The following is a 19,507-nucleotide window of genomic DNA, read 5'->3' as shown; positions in this document are numbered from 1 at the left end:
TCTTCATAAATGTTGCAAAATTAATGTTTCCGCCTGAAATATGCTCCTAAAAAAGCACAATATTATTTTCTTAACTCAAATCTTATAAAGATATAGGTCATAATTCGTACCTTTGTTCCTTGATTTCAAGAACTAATAGTAATTAATTGATGAAACCGATAAGTCGAATATTTATACTTTTGCTTTTAGCAAGCGCTTCATACGTAACAAGTTATGCGCAAGAGAACCAATCTTATATTTTGCACACCATTGAAAAAGGGCAGAATTTATACTCTATTTCCAAAATGTATAATGTCACCACAACAGACATTATTCGATTGAATCCTGGATGTGAAGAGAAAATTTATGCTGGACAAACTATTAAAATTCCACAAGGACAAGCTAGCCAGAAAGGGGAAACATTTCACACCATTCAAGCTGGAGAAACTCTTTATAAGCTTACTACTTTATATAAAGTGTCTGCCAAAGCAATTTGTGATGCCAATCCCGGACTTAGTGCCGAAAATTTCCGCATAGGTCAAGTAATCCGAATTCCTTTAGAAGAAGAAAAGACTACTGCTTCCACTATTCAACCTCCTGTTGAACAAACTGCCATTCAAGGACCTGTACAGTCTAGATGTAAAGATATGCACAAGGTAAAACGTAAAGAAACGATCTTTAGTGTAAGTCGTGAATATGGAATCAGTGAACAGGAACTGATAGCCGCTAATCCTGAACTAAAAGAAGGTATGAAAAAAGGGCAATTCCTTTGCATTCCCTATCCAAATGCGGTTACTTTGGAGCCTACTCAAAAAGAAGATTTGAATGTGATTCCACCAAGTAACAGTGAATTATTCAACAAAATAAAAGAGGCTCCAGAAGAAATCTCAACTATAAAAGCAGCTTTAATTCTACCTTTCCATGAGGAAAAACGTATGGTAGAATATTACGAAGGATTTCTGATGGCAATTGATAGCTTAAAACGTACTGGTACTTCCATTGATCTGTATGTATATGAATCAGGTAAAGATGCTTCTGCCATAAACAATATACTGTCAAAGAAGGAAATGCAAAAAATGAATATTATTTTTGGTCCAATGCACCAACAACATATCAAGCCATTGTCTGATTTTGCCCAAAAGAACGATATTCGTTTAGTAATTCCTTTCTCTCAAAACAGTGAAGAAGTATTCAACAATCCTTCCATTTACCAGATAAACACTCCTCAATCTTATTTATATTCGAAAGTATATGAACATTTCACTCGCCAGTTTCCCAATGCCCATGTTATCTTCATTGAACCTACCAGTCCAGACAAAGATAAAGCAGAGTTCATTAAAGGATTGAAACAAGAACTAAAGAGCAAAGGCATTTCCATGAACAGTGTCAGTGAAAATGATACCAAAGAAACTCTAAAAGCAGCACTACGTAGTGACAAAGAAAATATATTCATTCCGACATCCGGCAGTAATGTGTTATTAATTAAAACCCTACCCCAACTTACTATGCTAGTTAGGGAAGCTCCGGATCAGAGAGTCCACCTATTCGGCTACCCAGAATGGCAAACATATACTCTTGATCATTTAGAAAAATTCTTTGAATTGGATGTATATTTCTATTCATCGTTCTATATGAACACCTTATTCCCTGCTGCTATACAATTTACTAATGCCTATCACAAATGGTATAGTAAAGATCTTACCAGTAAGTATCCCAATTATGCAATGTTAGGCTTCGATACCGGATTTTTCTTTTTAAAAGGATTATCGCGTTTCGGCTCCGAGCTAGAAAATAATCTACCTAAAATGAATCTGACTCCAATACAAACAGGGTTCTTATTCGAACGAGTTAATAATTGGGGAGGATTTATCAATAAGAAAGTATTCTTCATCCATTTCACCAAGAATTTTGAATTAGAAAAACTTGATTTTGAATAGTATATGATAAAGATAAAATCATGTCTGATTACTGCTTCATTACTTGTAGGACTAATCTTTCCTGCAAGTGCACAAATAGGTGAAGCTCGTCACAACTTCTCTGTCGGATTTAATGGAGGGGTGAATTTAAATAGTGCATCTTTTACTCCTACTATCAAACAAAATAGTTTGATGGGAATTACCGGAGGATTAACAGCACGCTATATTTCCGAAAAGTATTTTGCAATGATATGCGGTGCACAAGTAGAATTAAACTTTTCACAAAGAGGTTGGGATGAATTATTTGAGATAGCCGGAGAAAACGGAGAACCCGTCAAAGATACCAGCAGAGCATATACTCGAAAATTGAATTATATCGATATCCCTTTTCTAGCCCATTTAGCATTTGGAAATGAAAAAGGATTGCAGTTCTTTCTAAATTTAGGTCCACAAATCGGTTTCTTGATAGGAGAATCAGAAAAAACAACAAATATAGATATGAACTCTCTGACAAATACTCAGAAAGCGGTCTATGGTGGCAAGCTTGATAATAAATTCGATTACGGTATTGCCGGTGGCGGTGGAATAGAACTAAGAACTAAAAAAGCAGGTAGCTTTCTGGTTGAAGGAAGATATTATTTCGCTTTATCCGACTTTTATAGCACGTCAAAGAAAGACTATTTCTCACGTGCAGCACATGGTACTATCACAGTGAAACTTACCTACTTGTTTGATTTGAAAAAATAAAAGACTTTATTAATACAATGAAATAAAAATGTGACCACTAACTTTTCGATGGGTTAATGGTCACATTTTTTTATTTGAAATTTATTCTTAATCTAAGATTTTTTCTTTAATCGATTGCTTGAAAGAACACAAGAAACTATCTCAATCGATCTGCAGCTTTTACCATCACCTCATCACGTCCAATGGCACGTATAGCTAATATATTAAGAATAATAGAAATAAGTGGTAAGCACAAAGCCCAACCAATCCGGAAAGAATTTACATCATTCTTTAAAGCAAAATAGAATGCAGCAAAAGCAATATAATATCCTACTAATAACAAGCTGTTAAAAATAGACATACGAATCTGCAGCATACGATTCTTATAGAGAAATATAGTTGCAAAAGCTACTATTGTGCTAAGCATTAGGATACCGAACAATCCCCAAGTAGAGTGAAAAGCTCCATTCACACCCACCCCCAAAGCTTTAAAAGCACATTCTCCCGTTGCCCCGGTAACATCAACAAAATATCCCATAGGTAAGCACATTGCTGTAATCAGCACCCCTGTAACAATTAACAAATAAACAGTTTGAATCCGTTGAATCATAAATATTCTATAGTAGTTAAATTAAACAATAATAGCCAAGCAATAAGAAATAAGGAAACAATTCCCGCTTACTACTTGACTATCAATCTCTTTTCAGGAAATATATTACTGAAGTTTTTCCTTCTCCTTGGATGGATTTCTATAATAAATTTTTCCCTCGATGTATTCTTGCGTAGCAATCAACGTCGGTTTAGGCAATTTCTCGTAATAACGTGAAATCTCAATTTGTTCTCTATTTTCAAACACTTCTTCCATATTATCAGAATAAGAAGCAAACTCTGCCAATTTCTTAGAAAGATCATTCTTAATTTCCACACTAATCTGATTAGAGCGTTTACCAATAATGGCAACAGTTTCATAAACATTCCCTGTATCAGAACAGAGTTCCATCATATCACGGGTTACCGTCGTAGCAGGAGCATTTGTCTTTTTGTAGTCCATAAATCTATTTAAATTTGGTCTTTAATTACTTTTTGTGATTCATTGAATATTTTCTCAGCTTCTTTCAGATATTTACTTTCCGGGAATTCATTCTTAAAGCCATAATATTCATCAACCGTTTCACGATAACGATCCATCTTCTTATCTTCCACACTATATATAGCCATTTCGTGTAAAGCACGCAAAATCAGTATGGAGAGTTCTTCGCGATAATCAGTATAAGGGTAATCCTTCAATGCATTCCGAGCTGTGATAACACATGACTCATAGTTATTGCCCATATAATTACCCAAATTATAATATAATTTTGCCGAGTACAGTTCTTTTAAAACCAACTTATCCTGCAAAGCAAAAATCATATCCTGAGCTTCCTGCTTCTTTGTGCTTTCTGGAAAATATTCCATGAACATCTGTAACTGCTGAATAGCTTGATAAGTACTCGTCTGATCCAAACGTGGCTCAGGAGTATCAAGGTATAATGCTTTACCAGCATGAAAACGTGCCAATTCGGTAAAAGTACCACGTGGATATGATGTAAAATAAGTGATAAATGTTTGGGCAGCTGTCTGATAATCTTTTTGATTAAAATAGCTCATTCCCAACATATAAAGAGATTCCTCTGCTTTATCTGTACCTTTTAGGATTGTGATTAACTCATTCAACAAAGTAGCCGAACGATTATACTGTCCTTTCGCAAAATAATTTTTAGCAGCTTCGTACTTATAATCGTTGTCAGTACTTTTCAATAATTTATTGTACTCTCCACAAGAAGTTAGAGCAGCTGCCGCAAGTAAAGTTATAATGATATTTTTCTTCATCCTATTTCAAATAATGCGCAAAGTTACGTATTCGCAGGGAATTAACCAATTAATCTATGTTTTTTAATACAAAAAAGGCGTTAAACATCGACGAAAAGAACAAAAAGAACGTCAAACTATAAACGAAAAACAGCGAACAGGCTACGCTACGTTTTTACCCGATAGCATAGTCCACTCGCTACTTATTGTCTACTTTCTGATTTATAGTTTATACAAATCACTTGCTGCTAACAGATCGACCTTCTTTTCTTTTAAAACTTCGATGCATTTATCCAGATTGCTGGGACGAATCACGACATTCGCAATATTATTGTTGGCAAATGAATACATATATTCAATAAACACTCCTTCTGCAGACAAATAACCTAACACTGTTGCTAAAGCTCCCGGAACATTAGGACAACTGATTCCGACCACATCTGTTATATTAACAGCAAAATGATTATCCTTCAATGCTTTATATGCTCTATCAGGATCAGATACAATTCCGCGTAAAATACCAAAATCAGCATTTTCAGCGATACACAATGCAGAAAGATTGATATTTTCTCTCGCTAGTACTTCAGTCACCTCCGTTAAACGGCCGGACTTGTTCTCCAAAAAGATAGAAAGTTGTTTTGCTACCATAGTTGTTGAATTATTAAAGTTTTCTGTTATCAATTACTCGTTTTGCTTTACCCACACTACGTTCAATGCTACGTGGCTCTACCAACTTCACATTGACGCCAAGCCCAAGAACACTTTGCAAACGAGCTGCCAGTTTCTTCCTCAAAGCTAACATCTTATTGATTTCGTCAGAATAGAAATCCGAACGTACTTCTACCTGCAGTTCCATGGTATCAGTATTATTCTCCCTACCAATTACTAACAAATAATGTGGCTCAAATTCCACCATTTCAAGAATGACAGATTCAATCTGAGTCGGGAATACATTCACACCACGAATGATCAACATATCATCACTACGTCCCAGAATACGATCCATACGAACTAATGTACGTCCGCAAGAACATTTATCATAGTGCAGGGCGGTTAAATCACGCGTACGGTAGCGCAATAATGGCATACCTTCTTTAGTCAGATGAGTAAATACCAATTCACCTGTTTGACCAGGTTCTACCGATTGCAATGTATTCGGATCAATTATTTCGGGGAAATAATGATCCTCATTCAAGTGTGTGCCACGCTGACATTCACACTCATAACCAACTCCCGGTCCCGCAATCTCACTTAAGCCATAAATATCATAAGCCTTAATACCCAACTTTTCTTCGATTTCATGACGCATATGTTCCGTCCACGGCTCTGCACCGAAAGCACCTATCTTCAAATTAAACTCTCCACGTGGTAAACCAGAGTCTTTTATTGCATCTGCCAGATAAAGTGCATACGACGGAGTACAACATAAGACAGTTGAACCAAAATCATGCATCAACGTAATCTGCTTTTCCGTATTGCCACTAGACATCGGAATCACTGATGCACCAATATTTTCCGCTCCGGCATGAGCACCTAGTCCTCCTGTGAAAAGTCCATATCCATAAGAAACTTGGAATATATCCGAACGACCTGCCCCATAAGCAGTAAAAGCACGCGAAATGCATTCTGCCCATGAAGAAAGATCTTTTCGAGTATATCCTACCACAGTTGGTTTTCCCGTTGTACCGGAAGAAGCATGAATACGTACAATTTGACTCATCGGCACTGCACAAAGTCCGAAAGGATAATTATCTCTTAAATCATGTTTTGTAGTAAACGGAAGTTTCACAATATCATCAATACTTTTGATATCATCAGGGGTAATCCCCAATTCCTGCATTTTCTTCCGATAAAAAGGAGTGTTGTGATAAACGTAGTCTACAATTTTCTTGAGTCGTATGCTTTGAATCTTTCGAAGACTCTCGCGGTCCATACACTCAATGTTCTCATTCCAAATCATGTTCTTCCGGTATTTACTAGTTGTATGAATCTGTTTTTTGATATTAATATGTTGCAAAGTAAAGGATTTATTTGGAAAAATGATTTGATATCTCGATTATTTTCCCGAATATTGCTTCACTTTTTAGGATTTAACTATGAATTTTGAATTAACATCTGCCTACAAGCCTACCGGGGACCAACCGGAAGCAATCGCTCAACTGACTGATGGGGTACTTCAAGGAGTTCCTGCACAGACTTTATTAGGTGTTACCGGCTCTGGAAAAACATTTACTATTGCCAATGTTATCGCTCAGATCAATAAACCAACATTGATTTTGAGTCATAACAAAACATTAGCTGCCCAATTATACAGCGAGTTTAAAGGGTTCTTTCCTAAGAATGCTGTAGAATATTATGTTTCCTATTATGATTATTATCAACCAGAAGCCTATTTACCAAATTCAGATACATATATAGAAAAAGATCTGGCTATTAATGACGAAATAGATAAACTTCGTTTGGCTGCTACCTCCGCTCTACTCTCGGGACGGAAAGATGTGGTAGTCGTATCCTCTGTCTCTTGTATTTATGGTATGGGAAATCCGTCGGATTTTTATAAAAATGTAATTGAGATAGAACGGGGACGAATGCTTGACCGCAATGTCTTTCTTCGCCGTCTGGTAGATAGTCTCTACGTACGTAATGATATCGACCTAAGCCGTGGAAATTTTCGTGTTAAAGGAGACACAGTCGATATTTATCTTGCCTATACAGATAATCTTCTTCGTGTTACTTTCTGGGGTGACGAAATTGATGGCATAGAGGAGGTAGATCACATTACAGGAGTTACTATTGCTCCGTTTGAAGCCTATAAAATATATCCAGCCAACTTGTTCATGACTACCAAAGAAGCAACTCTTCAAGCTATTCACCAAATTGAAGATGACCTGACCAAGCAAGTAGCCTACTTTGAATCCATTGGTAAAGAATATGAAGCCAAACGTTTGTATGAACGGGTCACCTATGATATGGAAATGATTCGGGAGTTAGGCCATTGCTCCGGTATTGAAAATTATTCGCGCTATTTCGACGGTCGTGCCGCTGGTACTCGTCCTTACTGTTTGCTCGATTTCTTCCCAGATGATTTTTTAATTGTTATAGACGAAAGTCATGTAAGTGTTCCTCAAATTCGTGCAATGTATGGCGGAGATCGTGCACGAAAAATCAACCTGGTAGAATATGGCTTCCGATTACCAGCTGCTATGGATAACCGGCCACTGAAATTTGAAGAGTTCGAAACAATGGCTAAACAAGTAATATACGTCAGTGCAACTCCTGCCGAATATGAACTTATTCAATCTGAAGGTATCGTTGTAGAACAGGTTATCCGTCCGACCGGATTACTCGACCCGATTATAGAAGTCCGTCCCAGTTTAAATCAGATCGATGATTTGATGGAGGAAATTCAATTACGCATCGAAAAAGAGGAACGGGTACTTGTCACTACACTCACCAAACGTATGGCAGAGGAATTAACAGAGTATCTACTTAATAATAATGTAAGGTGTAATTATATACATAGTGACGTAGATACATTAGAACGTGTGAAAATCATGGATGATCTTCGCCAAGGTGTGTATGACGTGCTGATTGGGGTCAATCTGCTTCGGGAAGGACTCGACCTCCCTGAAGTATCTCTTGTAGCAATTCTCGATGCAGACAAAGAAGGATTTCTCCGTTCTCATCGTTCACTTACACAAACAGCGGGACGTGCAGCCCGTAATGTGAACGGTAAAGTCATTATGTATGCCGATAAGATTACAGACAGTATGCGGCTTACTATTGACGAAACCAATCGTAGACGAGAAAAACAGTTAGCCTATAACGAAGCAAACGGAATTACTCCACAGCAAATCAAGAAAGCGCGAAATCTGTCTGTATTTGGCAATGCAACTACCGAATCAGCTACTCTCCTCAAAGAAAGTAAGGCTTATATTGAACCTAGCAGCCCTAACATTGCAGCAGATCCGGTAGTTCAATATATGAGCAAGGCACAGATGGAAAAGAGTATCGAACGTACTCGTAAACTAATGCAAGAGGCAGCCAAAAAACTCGAATTTATTGAAGCCGCTCAATATCGTGACGAATTACTGAAACTAGAAGACTTAATGAAAGAAAAATGGGAATAAGTTTTTTCTATTGTTATTTTTAGAACCCTAAAAGCTATCACTAAAATAGCATCATAATCCAACTCGGATGGTGTCACCATGTCTATAACATACTGTCACTATCTTAACCGGATAATGACAGTATGATAAACAACTTTATTTTAATATTTTCTTAATAAACATAGAATAGAAAGTGTTTCTTTTTAATTAGTGTTATAAAATCATCCGTTAGGTTTGATATTATTTGCTAATCTCAAAAAAGTCCGTACATTTGCAATGTGTTTTTCATAGTATTAGATTTAAGGTTAACAAAGGTTGGAGTACAGCGGTACTCCTTTTTTATATCCGTTCGTTTGTCACCCTAAAAAAGAATGGTATTTTTGTGAATCATATTTTAAAAACTAAATGCCATAAAAAGAATAACCACTGTCCTCATCATAGGAATCATCATCAGCCTACATTCTTATTGTTTTGAAATGAATGGTACATTTCTCACCCGGCAAAAACACGCCATGTTTATTTCGGCTATTCCTTTACTCCCGATTATCAAGGAAATATGTATGATATGTTGATTTCAAGATACTAATCAGCGAAAACAAATATGAAGAGGCTTGCAATGCAGAAACAGAACTTCTGAGAAAATCCAGTATCTTTGCAATATTAAACCATATTAAACCATCTAATTAATCTTATATGGAAACAAATATAGAAATAAATAAGCCAAGTCCCAAGTTTCAGGATGTGTCAATTGCACCTATGCACACAGTCGAGCATATATTAAATGCCACAATGGTAAGAACCTTCGGATGTCCCCGTTCACGCAACGCACACATCGAACGTAAAAAGAGTAAATGCGACTATCAGCTTCCTGTTTGCCCAATGCAAGAAGAAATTCAAGCTATAGAAAATAAAGTAAATGAAGTAATCAGTCAAAATCTGCTGGTAACCGCAGAGTTCATGACACAGGAACAAGCTAAAGACGTTGTAGACCTCAGCAAACTTCCGGTTGATGCCAGTGAAACATTACGTATTGTTCACATCGGAGATTATGACGCATGCGCTTGTATTGGTGCACATGTTTCTAATACTTCTGAAATAGGAACATTCAAAATTATCAGTTATGATTATGATGAAAACGGAAAAACACTGCGCCTAAGGTTCAAACTGATTGAGAAGAGATAATTTATCAAATTAATATCTATCTTATATAAAATAAACAAATTTAAGATACATTTTGTCACCAATCAGGTAAAATTGGCATTATAATTATGACAAATAGACAATTCTAAAATCAAAAGTCTATTGGCATCAAGTTTGCAATAAATTAAGTGAACGACGATTCAAGAAACGGACGAAAGGAATCACAATAAAAGATCCACCGACGAAAGTGAAAGATCCGAAGTTCAGAATAAATAGAATGTATAACTTAAAAGATAGGAGACTTAATTATGATGCCTGTTAGAAGAACTCAGAATTGGTTACCAAGTATTTTTAACGATTTCTTTGATAACGATTGGATGGTAAAAGCAAATGCTACTGCACCAGCTATCAATGTATTTGAAACAGAAAAAGAATACAAAGTAGAACTGGCAGCTCCTGGCATGACGAAAGAGGACTTCAATGTTCGTATTGATGAAGACAACAACCTCGTCATCACTATGGAGAAGAAGACAGAGAACAAAGAAGAGAAGAAAGAAGGCCGTTATCTGCGTCGCGAATTCTCTTATTCCAAGTTCCAGCAAACCATGATTCTACCGGACAACGTAGATAAAGAAAAGATTTCTGCTGCTGTAGAAAATGGTGTATTGAATGTGCAATTACCAAAACTTTCCGCAGAAGAAGTCAAGAAAGCTGAAAAACAAATCGAAGTTAAATAAGACTGTAATCCATCAATCACCGGAAACGGTGACAGTAATAAAAAACGGCTCTATCCTGCCAACAGGAAAGAGCGTTTTATATATTCTCATCACTAATAAATTTCAGTTATAAGTTCCTACTATCGATTCTTCCGGTAACTCAACACCGCCCAAGTATTGAAAACAACAGCAAAAAGTAACAATACACCCAGTTGCGGCAACAATTCTACCAAACTACTTCCTTTCAGATAAACCATTCGCATAGCAACCATAAAATATTTCAAAGGATTAAAGATAGTTATCATCTGAGCCCACTCCGGCATACTGCTGATCGGTGTAAAAAGACCACTCATCAGCATCAATACCAATAAGAAAAAAAACATCACAAACATAGACTGCTGCATTGTAGCAGAATAATTGGAAATGACAAGCCCAAAGCCGGACATTACTAAGACAAAAAGAATAGCAGAACAATAAATCACCATAAAGTACCCCACAGGGACAACCCCATACAGTAACCAAGCCAATATAAAACACAAAGTTAATACCACAAATCCTACGATCCAATATGGCAATAGTTTAGCCAAGATAAACATGAACTTCGGCACTGGAGTAACATTGATCTGTTCAATCGTTCCAACCTCCTTCTCGCTAACTATATTCAAAGCCGGCAGAAAACCACAAAGCAACGTTAATAACATCGCCATTAATGCCGGAATCATATAAAGCTTATAATTCAAATTCGGATTAAACAGTCCCAAAGTATCAATACGAATGGTCGGAACAGCACCGGAAACAAATGCAGCATCCGGATATTCCGAACGCAACTCTGTTGAATAGTCACTGATAATAGAAGCCAGATAAGAACTTCCCAAGCCACCCTTCATGCCATTCACCGAGTTGGCAGCAATCAGAATATGAGCTTCTTCTCCATTCATCCAATCCCGTTCCAGATTTTGCGGAATCTCCATCACAATATCAGCTTCACCGGACTCAATGTTTGTCAATCCCTCCTGATACGAAGCCGGAACCTCTTTCAAGCGGAAATAAGTCGAAGCAGCAATCTTATTCACCAATCGTTGCGAGATAACCGAATGATCATTATCAACGATATTCAACTGAATATTCTTAATCTCCAAACTGACAGCCCAAGGCATCAGCAGCATAATCATGCAGGGAAAGATAAGAATCAATTTCGGTAAAAAAGAATTGCGAAGCAATTGTTTAAACTCTTTTTCCAATAGAAACTTGATCATAACACTCTATTCCAATCTATATTTAAACTTCTTAAAACTAACTGTTATCAGCACCACCGCCATCAGCAAAAGAATACCGATTTCCTTATAAACCAGCATTATCGGCACTCCCTCAATCATCAGCTTCCTCACAGCCTGAATATACCAGTGTGCAGGGATCAGATCCGATATGATTTGAAGAACCAACGGCATACTTTCAACCGGAAAAATCATCCCTGACAATACCATTGTCGGCATCATCAATATCAATCCGGAAGCAAGCATAGCAGCCACTTGTGTACGTGTTACGGACGAAATCAGTAATCCCAATGACAGAGACACAAAGATAAACAACAAAGAGACGATTACCAGCCAAAACAAACTTCCTACTACCGGGACATCCAATACAAACACCGACAACAGTAAAATAGTAATCAAATTGACAAACGAAAGCACAAAATAGGCACTGCCTTTGCCAGAATGACAAACAGCGGTTTTACAGGAGAAACTAATAATATTTCCATCGTTCCTGTCTCCTTCTCGCGAACGATGGAAATGGAAGTCATCATCGCACATATTAACATCAAAATTAATCCCATCACTCCCGGTACAAAGTTATAAGCACTCTTCATCTGCGGATTATACAATAGTTTGATATCCGGTGTCAAACGTCCCATCGAAATATTCGGCGGCAACATCTCCTGTCCCGCCGCAGCAATAATTCCAGCCGCATAATTCATTTGAGTTGTAGACATATTCGGATCAGTTGCATCCACTACAAGCTGCACACGGGCATCCCCCGAATACAATCCATCAGTAAAATGTTCCCCAAAAACAAGTGCCATATCCACCACATTCTTCCGAAAAGCAAGATCCATCTCTTGAGGTGAGTGAAAACGGCGGGTAACAGTAAAATATTCGCTGGCATCCAATTTATCTATAATCTTTCGCGTCATGACATCATTAGAAGGATCGAGCACTGCCAATCGTACATTTTTCACTTCCGTAGTAATAGCAAATCCAAACAAAATGATCTGAATAACCGGCATCCCAAGCAGAATCAACATCGTTCGTCGATCACGAAAAATATGATAAAACTCTTTTCTGACAAAAGCAATAAACTGTTTCATAACTTAATCTGCATTACGCACCGCATGACGGGCCAATTGTTGGAAAACATCATCCATTGTTTCCGCATTAAACTGCTTTTTCAAGTTAGCAGGCGTATCGAGAGCTTTTATTTGCCCGTCCACCATTATGGAAATCCGGTTACAATACTCCGCTTCATCCATATAATGCGTAGTCACAAATACCGTAATTCCTCGGTCGGCTGCCTGATAAATTAATTCCCAGAACTGCCTCCGGGTAGCAGGATCTACACCTCCCGTCGGTTCATCCAAAAAGACGATCTTCGGCTCATGGAAAATCGACACAGAAAAAGCCAGCTTCTGTTTCCACCCTAAAGGCAAACTTTTCACCAGCGTATTTCGTTCAGCAGAAAATCCGAGACGTTCCAACAGTTCATTTGTCTTCTGTTCAATCTCCTGATCCTTCATTCCATATATACCTGCAAAAAGTCGAATATTCTCCCACACTTTTAAATCTTCATACAAAGAAAACTTTTGGCTCATATATCCAATGTGCTTCTTCACCATCTCCGCTTCCCTGAAAATATCAAAGCCCCCTACCTTTCCAACTCCTGACGTAGGCTTACTCAACCCACAAAGCATACGCATTGCCGTAGTCTTTCCTGCCCCATTTGCTCCCAAAAAACCAAATATTTCTCCCCGATTCACCTGAAAAGAGATATGATCGACAGCAGTAAAACGACCAAAACTCTTTGTCAGTTGATCGACTTCGATTACAGGAGTCCCTTTCTCCCGAAGTTCATCACGCTCAAGAGGAGGCGGACAAAGAATAGCGGCAAACTGCTGGAGAATCTTTTCAGGGGTATCAATACCATGAATCTGTCCATGATTAATAAAAGCGATCCGATCACACTGTCGGGCTTCATCCATTATAGGTGTCGATGCAATAATCGTAATCCCCAAATCGCACAAGTGTCGCAACATCTGCCAAAACTCTTTACGAGACACCGGATCAACTCCTGTAGTTGGCTCATCCAGAAATAAAATATCAGGTTTATGAATGAGTGCGCAGCTCAATGCCAACTTCTGCTTCATTCCACCCGACAAAGCACCTGCCTACGTTTTTTGAACGGTTCAATCTGTTGATAGATGTCTTTAACCAAATCATAGTTCTCCTGAATCGTCGTATGAAATACAGTTGCAAAGAATTTTAGATTTTCTTCCACCGAAAGATCCTGATAAAGCGAAAAACGACCGGGCATATATCCCACTTTCGTTCGAATCTCTTTATAATCCGTCACAATATCCAATCCATCCACAACTGCCTTTCCCCGATCAGCCAGCAAAAGAGTAGTCAGAATACGAAACAACGTACTCTTTCCCGCACCGTCAGGACCGATCAGCCCGAAGATTTCTCCCGGCTTCACAGAAAAAGAAACATCCTTCAACGCCTCTACCTTTCCGTAGTTTTTACTGACATGCTCTACTGTTACTATGAATTTATCAGCACCCACCGAATCTACTTTATCTTTACGCATTACCAATAATCCATTACTTAAAAGTTATTCCCCCGTACATACCGATTTTCAATAATCCGTCATTCTTCACAGCAATCTTAACAGCATATACCAGATTGGCGCGTTCATTTTGGGTAAGAATAGTCTTCGGAGTAAATTCCGAACGGTCGGAGATCCAAGTCACCACACCAGAATACTCCTTCCTCTCCGAATTTCCATAATCAGCATACACCCTCACTTCATCACCCAACTTTACAGATGATAATTGTTCCGAAGTGATGTAAGCTCGTAAATACATTCGATCTAACTCTCCAACTTTAAATAAAGGTTTCCCCACAGTCGCCAATTCACCGGCTTCCGCATATTTAGCCAACACAGTCCCATCAATCGGTGACAGAATATGACATTTATTCAATTGGTCATCAACTTGAGCTATTTGTATAGCAACAGAGTTACCCTGTTCCGTTAAACTATTCGTGCTATTCCGCAACGATGATTCCTGAGCGACCAGTTGCCGTTCAAGTAAAGCTACCTGAGCCTCCCAATCATCCAACTGTTTCTGATTTGCAGCTCCTGCCGCCAATAAGCTTTCCACTCGTCTCTTTTCCCGTTGTGCCGTAGCTATCTGCTGTTTGGTAGCTGCTATTTGTTTGGCTAAATCCGGACGTTGGCTTTCTACCGATTTCATACTAGCTTCCAACTGTAACTTTTTCAAATACAATTGCACCGTATCTACCAAACCGACTTCTTCTCCCACTTTCAACCTTGTTCCCTCTTCCACTTTCAACTGAAGTATCTTGCCCGATGCTTCAGCAGAAACAATCACCTCCGTAGCTTCAAATGTACCAGTTGCGTCATAATCCGGCAAACGGTTTCCACATGCTGACACTAGCAATAACGCCACTCCCCATACACCTATTTTTACCATTCGTTTCATATCCGAAAGTTTTAATTATTGATTCGTTATATATTTCATTTGATAGATACCTTGCAAACGTTGAATCTCATGCATCACCTTTGCTTGCCTTGCCAGACTTTCATTCGTCAGCTCCCTCAGCATTTCGGTAACTGTCAATGTACCATTCGCTACCTTTGCCTCAGCAGAACGACGAATATTAGTACGAAGACGAATAATCTCATCATCATCCCGCATTTGCTTTTCCACCGAACGGACAGCCTGATCTTGCTGCGTTACCTGCAAACGGGTATTAAAAAGGAATACATCACGATTACTTCCCAATTGCTGCCGTTTATTCTCAATCACCCGACGATCATTCTTTAAAGTATAAAGACTCCCGAAATTCCACGAAAGCCGGACCCCCGCTATATAATAGGGTGAAAATTCATTTTTCAACATATTCAGCCCCGGATTGCCATAAGCCCCCTGCACAAATAATCCGAATCGCGGAAGATGTCGGACGTTCAATGCTTTTTCCTGCACATTCAATCCGGTTGTCTGAGCATCGAACAATGATAATTCGGGTCGGTGAATCTCACTGGCCGCATTTACCATCTTTTCAGGTACAGGTTTCTCCAAAGTCGTTTCCGGAGAAAGTTCCTCACCCGTCAGTAAAGAAAGCATCTTGAGATATGCCTCCCTGGAGAAAGACAATTCTATTCTCTTCTGTCTGGTATTCAATTGTTCCACTTTCACAGCATCCAAATCAGCCTGATTAGCAATTCCATTTTCAAAATAAGAACTGATTTGCCGAAAATTCCTTTCCAGTTCATCTTGCAATAAAGCATTCTGTTTCAATTGCTCATCCAGTAAAAGAATCCCGAAATAAAGATCGTTCACGCGGTTATTCAACGCATACATATCTACCCTCAGTTTTTCTTTCTCTACATCTGCTTCGGCAGTCGCTTGCTTCTTTTGCATCTTGATTCCACCACCATCCCAGATATTTTGCTGTAATTCCACCATTACCTGATACTGGTCTTTAGGCATTCCTTTTATATCCACTCCTGGAATCTTTATCGGCAGTTCGGTCACATCACTCTGATAAGACGCTTTTGCCGAAAGAGCAAACTGCGGCAAATAACCCTTAGCTGCATTCTCCAGATTATATTCCTGTGTTTTCTCAATCAAATCATATTGACGTACCAACGGATAGTTGTCCTGTGTTTTTCGCTGACATTCCTCCAGCGTCACCTGCCCATACATTCCCGATACGCAAACAAATAAAGAGAGAGTAAAAATAATTTTTTTCATACGCATATTTTCTATGAATTCTTCTAAAGACAAAGATAGGTGTTTCAAGCATTGCTTCACATTCCAAGAGTTGGGAAATATGTTCTAATAGTTCGATAAACCAGAATTAAAAAGAAAAATATAGCCCAATTTATTATCTTTGCAGGAAAACGACAAAATTAAAATGGAAAAAAAAGAACCCGTAGAATTAGGACTAAAATTATTAGGAGAACTAAAAATTGTCCGTCACAACGAATTTCGCTTCATTACTTCTGATTTTGGTTTTGTCAATAGCTTCATCAAAATGGAATCTCAACTTTTCACCTTCGAACAGCCTTACCGTTTGAAAGAAGGACGAATAGCATTTATCAAACAAGGATATTTACAAGTACGTATCAACCTGATAGAATATACACTGGAACCCGGCACTATATCTCTTATTACTCCCAATACCATCATAGAAGCCATCAAAATATCTCCAGATCTCGATATGAAAATGATGGCTATTGATAATAACTTTCTCCCTATCATCAGTAAAGATGATTTTTTCATACATCTCCCCCAGTATCCTAATAATATTCTATTTACATTACCCCCGCAAGAGCAAACTCGCATTGAAAGTTATTTCACATTAATATGGAATATATTACAGGAAACGATTTTTCGTCGTGAAGTCATACAGCATCTTGTAGCAAGTCTCTTATATAATATAAAATGTATAGCAAGTAATACCCAAAACACAGCTAAACACCTAACACACCAAGAAGAGATTTTCCAACGCTTTATCTCTCTCGTCAATACATACAGTAAAAAGGAAAGGAATGTCAGCTTTTATGCAGACAAATTATGCCTTACTCCCCGCTATCTGAACACTGTTATTCGACAAACCAGCCAACAAACAATAATGGATTGGATCAATCAATCCATTATACAGGAAGCCAAGATTTTACTCAAACATAGCGATCTTCTTGTATACCAAATCTCAGATGAATTAAATTTTCCTAATCCATCCTTTTTCTGCAAATTCTTTAAAAGAATGACGGGGATGACACCACAAGAATATCAGAAAAAACAATAAGTATCACAACAGTAATTTCAGACTTCACATCAATGTTTTCACTTAACCTTTTTTCATCTAAAAAATTTCTCTATATTTGTGCCACCGTTTAAACGATTCAACAATGAAGACCTTTGTTCAATCCAAGTAAATTATTTCTATTATATGAAAAATCTATATCTAATTGTTATTTTGCTTATTTCAGCACAAATGGGCATAGCCCAAAAACATCAACTCCCACCTGTATGGAAAGACACATCTATACAACAAGATTCACGTACACGAAGCTATATATCCCCCACTCGTATTGTTTGGAAAACCAACCATACAACTGCACAAGTCAGCGATGAGCAGAATCTAATGCGTCCTGGCATCAGACAATCCATTTTAGGCAGCGAAAATGTCTGCCGTATGCGCAGTACAAATACCGATACAGCCTCTATCTTGCTTGATTTCGGACGAGAATTGCAAGGAGGAATTCAGATCGTTACAGGACAATCTCCCAATAACAAGCCTATTCGCGTACGAATTCGTTTTGGCGAATCGGTAAGCGAAGCCATGTGTGATATTGATGGTAAAAATGGTGCAAGCAACGATCATGCTATGCGCGATTTTGAGCTCAAACTTCCTTGGCTAGGTGTATTGGAGGTTGGTAATTCAGGATTCCGCTTTGTACGTATCGATTTACTTGACACTGATGTTGAGCTGCAATTAAAAGAGGTACTCGCCATTTTTAATTATCGTGATATCCCTTATTTAGGTTCATTCCGTTGCAATGACGAACGATTAAACAAAATTTGGATGACCGGAGCATATACAGTGCATCTCAATATGCAAGAATACCTGTGGGATGCCATCAAGCGAGATCGCCTGGTATGGGTGGGTGACTTACATCCGGAAATAATGACTGTCAATACCGTATTCGGTTACAATGAGGTTGTTCCTAAGAGCCTTGACCTGATTCGCGATGCTACCCCTGTTCCTGCATGGATGAACGGTATCAGCTCGTATTCTTTGTGGTGGATCATTATTCATCGCGACTGGTATTTTTATCAAGGTAATTTAGATTACTTGAAAGAACAAAAAACTTACCTGACACAACTTATAAACCATCTATTGACCAAAATAGATGCAAACGGAAAAGAAACATTAGACGGAATGCGATTTTTGGATTGGCCATCCAGCGAAAATCAAAAAGGAGTCGATGCAGGATTACAAGCATTAATGGTACAGACAATGGATTGTGGCAAAGAACTATTTTCGATACTCAAAGACAACGAAATGGCGAAGAAATGCGAAGATGCAGCTGCTCGATTACGTACCTATCGTCCAGATCCTAATCATTCAAAACAGGCAGCCGCTTTGATGACTTTATCGGGATTAATGGATCCGAAAACAGCCAACAACGAAGTTTTATCAATAGGTGGTTCTAAGAATTTTTCCACTTTCTACGGTTATTATATGCTGAAAGCAATGGCTGCCGCAGGCGATTATACCAATGCATTAGATCGTATCCGCGAGTTCTGGGGAGCAATGCTCGATTTAGGAGCGACTTCATTTTGGGAAGACTTCAACATTGAATGGATAAAAAATGCCGCCCGCATTGACGAAATAGTCCCTGAAGGTAAGGTAGATGTACATAAAAGTTATGGCAACTACTGCTACAAAGGGTATCGCCACAGCTTCTGTCATGGCTGGGCTTCGGGACCCACTTCTTATCTGAGCGAATATGTGTTGGGAGTCAAAGTGATAGAACCAGGATGTAAAGTGGTAAAAATAGAACCTCATCTGGGTGATCTGCAATGGGCAGAAGGTACATTCCCTACTCCTACGGGATCATCAAGATACGCCATGAGCAAAGAAACGACGGTTCTGTCAAATCAACGATAAAAGCTCCTAAAGGGGTAAAAATTATCAAATAAATAAGCCTGTCACCATTATTTTACAGACAGAAGGATATGGTATAAAATTTATAGCACAAAAAA

Annotated in this window: 14 protein-coding genes and 3 pseudogenes; 7 read left to right on the top strand and 10 right to left on the bottom strand. The window is 38.3% G+C overall.

All coding sequences use genetic code 11. From position 1 onward, the window contains the following. The first annotated feature begins 149 nt into the window (after positions 1 to 149). Both JCM17102_RS00160 and JCM17102_RS00155 read left to right on the top strand, forming a co-directional pair. Positions 150 to 1,916, top strand: coding sequence for a LysM peptidoglycan-binding domain-containing protein (locus JCM17102_RS00160; protein ID WP_025073492.1), 1,767 nt, complete (start codon positions 150 to 152; stop codon positions 1,914 to 1,916). 3 nt (positions 1,917 to 1,919) lie between these two features. Then, positions 1,920 to 2,642 carry a porin family protein gene (locus JCM17102_RS00155; RefSeq protein WP_025073491.1) on the top strand — a complete coding sequence of 241 codons (723 nt, stop codon included), beginning with the start codon at positions 1,920 to 1,922 and terminating at the stop codon, positions 2,640 to 2,642. A gap of 136 nt (positions 2,643 to 2,778) precedes the next feature. On the opposite strand, the gene JCM17102_RS00150 is transcribed toward JCM17102_RS00155, so the two are convergent. The 5 genes from JCM17102_RS00150 to JCM17102_RS00130 form a co-directional block, all read right to left on the bottom strand. Continuing rightward, a complete protein-coding gene (locus JCM17102_RS00150) occupies positions 2,779 to 3,231 on the bottom strand; it encodes a DUF4293 domain-containing protein (protein ID WP_025073490.1) in 453 nt (150 codons plus the stop codon). A 105-nt stretch (positions 3,232 to 3,336) separates the two neighbouring features. After that, entirely contained in the window at positions 3,337 to 3,672 is a 336-nt protein-coding gene (locus JCM17102_RS00145) for a DNA-directed RNA polymerase subunit omega (protein ID WP_025073489.1), read from the bottom strand. A gap of 8 nt (positions 3,673 to 3,680) precedes the next feature. Next, complete coding sequence (locus JCM17102_RS00140; RefSeq protein WP_025073488.1) at positions 3,681 to 4,490, bottom strand: outer membrane protein assembly factor BamD; 810 nt, start codon at positions 4,488 to 4,490, stop codon at positions 3,681 to 3,683. Positions 4,491 to 4,691: 201 nt separating this feature from the next. Next, positions 4,692 to 5,117, bottom strand: a complete 426-nt coding sequence (locus tag JCM17102_RS00135; RefSeq protein WP_025073487.1) for an ACT domain-containing protein — start codon at positions 5,115 to 5,117, stop codon at positions 4,692 to 4,694. Between the two features lie 13 nt (positions 5,118 to 5,130). After that, complete coding sequence (locus JCM17102_RS00130) at positions 5,131 to 6,429, bottom strand: phenylacetate--CoA ligase family protein (RefSeq protein ID WP_025073486.1); 1,299 nt, start codon at positions 6,427 to 6,429, stop codon at positions 5,131 to 5,133. 136 nt (positions 6,430 to 6,565) lie between these two features. Here JCM17102_RS00130 and uvrB point away from each other — a divergent pair, with 136 nt between their 5' ends. The 3 genes from uvrB (at position 6,566) to JCM17102_RS00115 (ending at position 10,455) form a co-directional block, all read left to right on the top strand. Next, positions 6,566 to 8,599, top strand: coding sequence for an excinuclease ABC subunit UvrB (gene uvrB, locus JCM17102_RS00125; RefSeq protein WP_025073485.1), 2,034 nt, complete (start codon positions 6,566 to 6,568; stop codon positions 8,597 to 8,599). 672 nt (positions 8,600 to 9,271) lie between these two features. Further along, the gene (locus tag JCM17102_RS00120) at positions 9,272 to 9,760 is read left to right on the top strand and encodes an alanyl-tRNA editing protein (protein ID WP_025073484.1); all 489 of its coding nucleotides are present in this window, start codon (positions 9,272 to 9,274) and stop codon (positions 9,758 to 9,760) included. Positions 9,761 to 10,026: 266 nt separating this feature from the next. After that, the gene (locus JCM17102_RS00115; protein WP_025073483.1) at positions 10,027 to 10,455 is read left to right on the top strand and encodes an Hsp20/alpha crystallin family protein; all 429 of its coding nucleotides are present in this window, start codon (positions 10,027 to 10,029) and stop codon (positions 10,453 to 10,455) included. A 119-nt stretch (positions 10,456 to 10,574) separates the two neighbouring features. On the opposite strand, the gene JCM17102_RS00110 is transcribed toward JCM17102_RS00115, so the two are convergent. From JCM17102_RS00110 to JCM17102_RS00090, 5 genes and pseudogenes are all read right to left on the bottom strand, one after another. Further along, on the bottom strand, positions 10,575 to 11,690 hold the full coding sequence (locus JCM17102_RS00110) for an ABC transporter permease (RefSeq protein WP_025073482.1): 1,116 nt from the start codon (positions 11,688 to 11,690) through the stop codon (positions 10,575 to 10,577). A 6-nt stretch (positions 11,691 to 11,696) separates the two neighbouring features. Further along, positions 11,697 to 12,799, bottom strand: a pseudogene (locus JCM17102_RS25530) (ABC transporter permease). Positions 12,800 to 12,802: 3 nt separating this feature from the next. Then, positions 12,803 to 14,295, bottom strand: a pseudogene (locus tag JCM17102_RS25525) (ATP-binding cassette domain-containing protein). Positions 14,296 to 14,308: 13 nt separating this feature from the next. Then, positions 14,309 to 15,211: an HlyD family secretion protein gene (locus tag JCM17102_RS00095; protein WP_025073481.1), complete on the bottom strand. Its 903-nt coding sequence runs from the start codon at positions 15,209 to 15,211 to the stop codon at positions 14,309 to 14,311. 15 nt (positions 15,212 to 15,226) lie between these two features. Next, positions 15,227 to 16,492, bottom strand: coding sequence for a TolC family protein (locus tag JCM17102_RS00090; protein WP_033886380.1), 1,266 nt, complete (start codon positions 16,490 to 16,492; stop codon positions 15,227 to 15,229). A gap of 157 nt (positions 16,493 to 16,649) precedes the next feature. Here JCM17102_RS00090 and JCM17102_RS00085 point away from each other — a divergent pair, with 157 nt between their 5' ends. Together JCM17102_RS00085 and JCM17102_RS25520 are read left to right on the top strand one after the other, a co-directional pair. Continuing rightward, positions 16,650 to 17,543, top strand: a complete 894-nt coding sequence (locus JCM17102_RS00085) for a helix-turn-helix domain-containing protein (RefSeq protein ID WP_025073479.1) — start codon at positions 16,650 to 16,652, stop codon at positions 17,541 to 17,543. A gap of 189 nt (positions 17,544 to 17,732) precedes the next feature. After that, positions 17,733 to 19,444 (top strand): annotated as a pseudogene (locus tag JCM17102_RS25520) (alpha-L-rhamnosidase-related protein). The last annotated feature ends 63 nt before the right edge of the window (positions 19,445 to 19,507 follow it).

Origin of the sequence: Bacteroides faecichinchillae JCM 17102 (assembly GCF_000614145.1) — a bacterium.
Lineage (GTDB): Bacteria > Bacteroidota > Bacteroidia > Bacteroidales > Bacteroidaceae > Bacteroides > Bacteroides faecichinchillae.
This window is presented reverse-complemented; position numbering and strand designations above follow the sequence as displayed.